Source organism: Kaistia terrae, assembly GCF_026344005.1.
Taxonomy (GTDB): domain Bacteria; phylum Pseudomonadota; class Alphaproteobacteria; order Rhizobiales; family Kaistiaceae; genus Kaistia; species Kaistia terrae.
Map to the genome: position 1 here is coordinate 1 of NZ_JAPKNH010000025.1, position 6809 is coordinate 6809.

General features: G+C 62.8%; 5 protein-coding genes. 1 reads left to right on the plus strand and 4 read right to left on the minus strand.

What is annotated here, in order from left to right; genetic code table 11:
- Positions 1-601: 601 nt before the first annotated feature.
- The 4 genes from OSH12_RS26035 to OSH12_RS26050 form a co-directional block, all read right to left on the minus strand.
- Positions 602-1576 (minus strand): sugar-binding transcriptional regulator, encoded by a 975-nt coding sequence (locus OSH12_RS26035; RefSeq protein ID WP_266346557.1) that lies wholly within the window; start codon positions 1574-1576, stop codon positions 602-604.
- A 51-nt stretch (positions 1577-1627) separates the two neighbouring features.
- The gene (locus tag OSH12_RS26040; RefSeq protein WP_266346558.1) at positions 1628-3325 is read right to left on the minus strand and encodes an ABC transporter permease; all 1698 of its coding nucleotides are present in this window, start codon (positions 3323-3325) and stop codon (positions 1628-1630) included.
- A complete protein-coding gene (locus tag OSH12_RS26045) occupies positions 3322-4410 on the minus strand; it encodes an ABC transporter ATP-binding protein (RefSeq protein WP_266346559.1) in 1089 nt (362 codons plus the stop codon). Before OSH12_RS26045 ends, OSH12_RS26040 begins: the two co-directional genes overlap by 4 nt.
- 113 nt (positions 4411-4523) lie before the next feature.
- The gene (locus OSH12_RS26050) at positions 4524-5537 is read right to left on the minus strand and encodes an extracellular solute-binding protein (RefSeq protein ID WP_266346560.1); all 1014 of its coding nucleotides are present in this window, start codon (positions 5535-5537) and stop codon (positions 4524-4526) included.
- A gap of 140 nt (positions 5538-5677) precedes the next feature.
- Between OSH12_RS26050 and OSH12_RS26055 the strand changes: the two genes are divergently transcribed.
- Positions 5678-6454 (plus strand): inositol monophosphatase family protein, encoded by a 777-nt coding sequence (locus OSH12_RS26055; RefSeq protein WP_266346561.1) that lies wholly within the window; start codon positions 5678-5680, stop codon positions 6452-6454.
- The last annotated feature ends 355 nt before the right edge of the window (positions 6455-6809 follow it).

Consider the following 6809-nt stretch of genomic DNA (forward strand, 5'->3'; position numbering starts at 1 on the left):
CAGGGCGAGTCCCGACTTCCGCAGCACAAAGCCCCGTCGCAGCAAGCAAGGCCCTCACCCAACCCTCTCCCAGAGGGAGAGGGGAAGAAAGGGCGCTCGGCTGCAAGCGGGCGGATAGCGCCGTCAGCAGGATGATCGCTAGTGCGTCCGGGCTACCGTCTGCTCTCGCCACGCCCTTCAGCGCAAAACGACCCGATCATGCAAAAAATCCAGCAGCGCCCGGACGCGCGCCGGCAGGTGGCCTCCAGGGCCAACAAAAACCGCGTGGATCGCGCGAGCGTCTGGCCCTTAAGTCGAAAAGCTCGGCCATCATCCTGAGGTGCACGGCAAAGCCGGGCCTCGAAGGAGGGTTCAGGAAACGCCCTGATGACGCGATGGGATCTGGGCTGCGAGGTCGAAAGGCCCAGTTGGAGCCTCCTTCGAGGCTTCGCTGACGCGAAGCACCTCAGGATGATGGCGGAGCAGGGCCATCGGCGTGTGCGATCAGAAGCTCGGCAGCTTTGCGTCCACCCGTCCGTTGCGATCCGGTACTTCGCATTATGGGCCAGACACGGAGGATGATGATGATCGACGCCTTTGAGAGCGGATCTCTCGCCAAACGTCAGGCGGCTGATTCGCCCAGAGCCACGATGCCGGCGGCGGTGGGGAGGTCGGTAAACAGGTGCGTGGCATAGCCGCCCTGCAACGTCGCGGCCATGCCGACAATCTTCTCGGCGCCGCTCGACACCAGGATGCCGGTTGAAAGTCCGCGGATCTTCTCCGGTGTCAGGCCGATCATTCGATCGTCCAGCCGGCCGGCAAGATGGTTTCCGGCGCGATCGATGAACCGGCTGCAGATCAGCCCAACCGCGCCGCGTGCGCGATAATCCGCCAGATCTTCGAGACCGGCGATGCCACTGGTGACGATGTGACTGTCGGTCTCGCAGGAGCCGACCGCAAACAGCGCCTTGTTGATGTGACCGAGTTCGGAAAGCTGGGCCGCGATGACGCTTTCGCGCTGGAGCGCTTCCGCCATGGCGGCGCTGGAGACGATCGCTGGCACATGCAGATTGACGCATCGTCCCCGGAAAGCGGCGGCGATGCGCGAGGCGCAGCTTTCCGAATCGAAGCCATAGGGCGAATTGACCGCCCCCACCATCTGCACGACCGTCAAATCCTGGATCGCCCGTGCCGTTACGTGTTCGGAGAGGGTGAAGACCGTCTGCCCCCACGCCACGCCGAGCGTATCGCCGGGTTCCAGCAAGTCCGGCAGGCAGCGCGCCGCGAGGAGCGCCACGCGCTCGAGCGAAAAATCATCTCCCGGCGCGATCTGCACATCGACCAGGCCATAGCGCTCCTTGAGCGTTCGGGCATGGTGGTGGCGGGCGAAGCGCTTTGGGTCGAGACGGACCTCGACGATGCCGCTGTCGCGCGCCTGCTGCAGATAGCCGACGACCGAGCTTCGCGAGACCCCGAGCGTTTCGGCGATCTCGCTCTGGTTGCGGTCCTCGTAATAATAGAGCCAGGCCGCCTCGAGGATCAGATCGTCAGGAAGCCGCGGGGTTCGGCCTGTCGGCTGCGTTTTTCTCGGTGGCACGGTGGGCTTCCTTGAACGCGATTCGACGGGGAGTATGCCTGACGGCGTCGATCACACCAGTGCCTCCTCATTCTTGCCCATGAAGGTGAAGAGCAGAATCAGCGGCAGGAATGTCAGCAGGATCAGGACGCTGCCCAGCGCCGAGGCGACGCCGAAATTGCCATTCACCACTTCGTTGAAGATCTCGATGCTGACGGTCGCCGTCGAGCCGGATTGCAGGATCAGCGTCGCGCTCAGTTCGCGGATCGTGTTGGACCAGGTCAGGAGCACGCCGGATAGGATGGCCATCGACAGCAAGGGCACGGTCACCTTGGCGAAGGTCGCGGCCGGGCCGGCGCCGAGATTGACGGAAGCTTCTTCCGTATCGCGCGACAATTGTTGCAGCGAGCTGACCGACGATCGGACCGAGAAGGGCAGGCGGCGGATGAAATAGGCCATGATCAGGATCATCGCCGTGCCGGTCAGGGCGAAGGGCGGGTGGTGATAGGTGACGACGAGGCCGACGCCGAGCACGATGCCCGGAACGGCATAGGAGAACATCACCACCGTATCCAGGAAGGCTCCGATCCGGCCCGGCCGACGCACGATGATATAGGCGACCAGCGTGCCAACGACGGCGCAGGCCAGCGTCGCGGTGCTGGTGAACAGGATCGTGTTCCACAGCGGCCCCGCGATCGTCCCGGAAATGCGGCGGTAGTTTTCCAAACTGAACTCGGCCGTCAGCACCGGACCCTTCGACTTCAGGAAGGAGGAGATGACGATGTTGATCAAGGGCAGGATGGCGATCGCCATCAACAGATAGACATAGGCCGCCGCCGCGATTCGCTTGGCCGGCGGCGGCTCCTGGATGGTGAGGGGGCGGATAGCCGACGTCGCATAGGAAAAGCGCGCCGACAGCCAACGCTGCAGCAGCAGCGCGCCGGTGGTCACCGCGAGGAGCAGCACGGAGAGCGTGCTGGCCAGAACCGGCTCACCGCCGAAATCATTGACGAACTCGCCATAGATCAGCAGCGGCAGCACGCGAAACTTTTCGCCAAGGATCAGCGGTGTACCGAGATCGGTGAAGGCGGCGACGAAGACGAGCAAGGCCGCCGTGGTGATCGAAGGCAGCAGCAGCGGCGCGATCACCTTGACGAAGGTGGCGAACTCGCCGGAGCCGAGATTGCGCGCTGCGTCTTCGACGCTTTGGTCGATCGACTTCAGCCCTGATGAGACCAGCAGGAACACGAAGGGGAAATATTGCAGCGTGAAGACGAAAATGATGCCCGGTGCGCCGTAGATCGACGGCAGGGAAATGCCGAAATCCGCGAAAAAGCGGGTCAACACGCCGCTTCGGCCGAGCAGGATCACCCAGGAATAGGAACCGATGAAGGGCGGCGAGACGAAGGTCAGGACGACGATCGTCTTGATCAGGCTGCGCGCCCAGATGTTGTAGCGGCTGACGAAATAGGCCGCCGGAATGCCGACCAGCAACGCCAGGATTGTCGCGCTGATCGAGACGATGAACGAGTTGATCAGCGAGCGGTAATAATAGGGCTCGCTGAAGAACATCACGTAATTCTGGAAGACGCTGTTGCCGGCTTCCTTGCCGGAAAAGCTCAACCCGATGATGTTGTAGACCGGGAGCAGCAGCAGAAGCGTGATGACGACGAGCGCGCCGAACGTCACCAGGGGCCAGAAATCGAACAGCCGGCCGAGAAGCGCCGACGTTCGGCTGCGCGGGTCGGGCGTGGAGGTGAGGACGCTCATGCGCTCGCCTCCGCCTTGAAGGTGCGAACAGCCTTGAGTGGAATGTCGAGTTTCAGCCGGCTGCCGGGAGTTGGCATTTCCATGCCGCGCCGCCCCTGCAGCGAGACCTGAAGCGGCTGTTCGGCGCCGATCTCGACCAGCAGCTTGACCGTGCCGCCGAGGAACTGGATGTCGGTGACGGTTCCGCCGATGGTGTTTTGCGGGGCGTCGCCGCTATGGGCGAGATCGATGTCCTGTGGGCGGATCGAGATCTGGCACGGGCTGCCGGCTTCATCGAACCCACCGGCGCCGCGAATGCGATGGCCGCCAGGGAGCTCGATGACGCTGCTGCCGTCCGCCTCGCGGCCGATGACCGTTCCGGAGAGCAGATTGTTCTCGCCGATGAAGCGGGCGACGAACAGCGTCTGCGGCTCCGCATAGATCTTGTGCGGCACGTCGAGTTGCTCGACCCGGCCGCGGCTCATCACGGCGATGCGGTCCGACATCAGCAGCGCTTCTTCCTGGTCGTGCGTCACATAGATGGTGGTGATGCCGACCTGGCGCTGCAGGCTGCGGATTTCGCTGCGCAGGTGGATGCGCATTTCCGTATCGAGATTGGACAGCGGCTCGTCCATCAGCAGGACGTCGGGCTTGATCACCATGGCGCGCGCCAGCACGACGCGCTGCTGCTGGCCGCCGGAAAGTTCGCGCGGCCGGCGATGGGCGAGATGGCCGAGCTGGACCAGCTCGAGCATGTGCTTCACCTCGCGGTCGATCTCGGCCTTGCTGCGGCGCCGGGCGCGCAAGCCATAGGCGATGTTGTCGAACACGGTGAGGTGCGGAAAAATAGCATAGTTCTGGAAGACCATGCCGGTATTGCGTTGATGCGGCGGCACATCGTCGATGATCTTGCCGCCAAAGCAGATATGTCCGGAGGTCTGGCGCAGGAAGCCGGCGACCATCCGCAGCAGGGTCGTCTTTCCGCAGCCGCTGGAGCCGAGCAGGGTGAAGAACTCGCCCTGGGCAATGTCGAAGCTGACATTGTCGACGGCGGTCGAATCGCCGAAGCGCTTGGTGACGGAATCGATCGTGACGGAGGTTGTCATCTTCGCGCATCCTGATTGCGTGAGCGGCAGCGTCCCGCGCGGCCATCTTTTCTGGGCGCGCGGGATTGGGGCGGGGGGAGCGCGGATCGCCCGGGGCGGTCCGGCCGGACGGCCTACTGCGTCTTGACGATGATCTTCTGCATTTTGGCGAGGATGTCGGCGCGCTCGGCGCTCGCCCAATCGCTGTCGTAATCGATGATCTTGATTTCGCTCAGCGGCTTCATGCGCGGGTGGTTCTGCACGCCCTTGCGGGTCGGGCGACGACCGGGGAAATGCTCGACCAGCTTCAGCTGCGCTTCCTCGGAGAGGATATAGTCGGCGAACAGCTTTGCGGCGTTGGGGTTGGTCGAACCCTTGACCAGGAACATGCCTTCCGGCTGGGCCAAAGTGCCGTCTTCCGGATAGATGATGTCGGCGGTATCGGCGAGGACGTAGTTGAAGGCGGCCTCTTCATAGGTGACGCCGAGCGGATATTCGCCACGGCCGACCTGCTGGAACACGAGGCTCGACTTCAGGACGATGTTCATGTTCACCGTCATGTCCTCGACGATCTTCCAGGCCTCGTCGCCGCGGCCATAGATCATCAGCCAAGTGTTGAGCGCCGCCAGCGACGAACTCGACTTCGATGGGTCGGCGTGGACGATCTTGCCGTGCCACTTCGCATCGGTGAGGTCGGTCCATTTCTTCGGCGCGTCTTCCGGCTTCACCTGCTCGCGATTGGCCATCAGCACCATCAGGCTGGCGGCGAACGGCGTGTTGTAGCCCTTCTTGTCGATCATGGCCGGCTCGATATTGGCGAGCTCCGGCGACTGGTAGGGCTCGAACAGTTCCGGGGCCGAGGCGCCGGTATCGGCGAATCCACCCCAGAGCACGTCGGAACCGGGACGGTCCTTTTCGGCGCGAATACGGTTGAGCAGTTCGCCGGTGCCGGCTTTCACCGTGGTGACGCGGATATCGTATTTCTTGCCGAATTCCTGGGTGAAAAAGTCGACCATTTCGGAAGGATGAGACGCGTAGACCACCAGCTCCTTTTCAGGCTCGCCGGCCGCCGCCATCACGCCCGCCGTGCTGGCAAGCAGCGCCATGCCCGCCGCCGCGAGGGTCTTCTTCCAGATTGCCGATGTCATCTCGTCCTCCCAGACTTATGAAGCCGGCTCCTGACCGGCGTGCCGATACTCCTCCGGCTAAGCAATCCTAGCGCCTCATTGACACTTGTCAAACTGATATGACATTTGTCGAGGGGCGAACGAAAAAGAGGGATCTGACCATGCGCGACCAATTGATAGGCCTCGCGGAGGAAGCGGGAGAAATCGGGCTTGCCTATTTCCGCAATGCCGGCGGCGCGCCGGGGGTCGAGGAAAAGGGGCATCTCGATCTGGTCACGCTGGCGGACCGGGAGGTTGAGGCATTTCTTTTCGCCGGACTGCAGCGGCTGTTTCCCGAAGATGGCATTTGCGGCGAGGAGGGCTCGTCGCTCAATCCCGACGCCCCGCGCCAGTGGGTGATCGATCCGATCGACGGCACCTTCAATTTTGTTCGCGGCATGGATCCGTGGGCGGTCTCCATTGGTCTCTATGCTCAGGGATCGCCGGCTTTTGGCGTCATCCACGCGCCGGCCCGTCGTGAGACATTGTCGGGTGGGCGGGATGCGGAGGTTTTGCTGAACGGCAAAGTGGTTCCGCCGCTGCCGGCGCTTGATTCCAGACGCGGCGTGATCGCTGTCGGCTTCAGCACGGATACGCCGGTGGAGAAGGAGCTGGCGGCGATCCGCTTCATTCTCGAGGACATGAAGATGTCCTACCGCCACTGCGGTTCGACGACGGCTGCCTTCCTTATGCTGGCGGCAGGCCAAGTCGATGCGTGTCTCGGCTTTGGGGTTCGCAGCTGGGACGTGATGGCGGCTTTGCCGATGATCGAGCGGCTCGGCGGCGTATCGACGATCGACTGGCCAAGTTCCGATATTCTGCAGAAGTTCGACTATATCGCCGGTTCGGCCGAGGCGGTCGCGCTGGCAAGGCCGATTCTCGATCGCCGCCCGGCCTGATCGACAATTCCCTGCCGCTTTACCTGGATCTGCATCGCTACGGATGGCGGCCGCAGGCCGGCATCCGTTTCTTCTTTTCCTTCTCAGTCGCAGACGCAGGGGCCGCAGTGATCCTTTGGCGCGCTATTCGAGCCGGATTCGTGGCCGCGGCAACGGGCCTTTGGCAGCGGCGCGCTCAATCCGAGTGTGTTAACAAAAATTAAGTCTTTTCAGTCGGTTAGCCAAATCGGCGGGGTTCCGCCGGTTTGGAGCTGTTTTGCGACGGCTTATCCACACACGTAGTCTCGCCGGCCGCAGATCGTTCGAATTGTATGGAATCCTGATTGACGTCTCCGGGCTGTCTCCCTATACATCA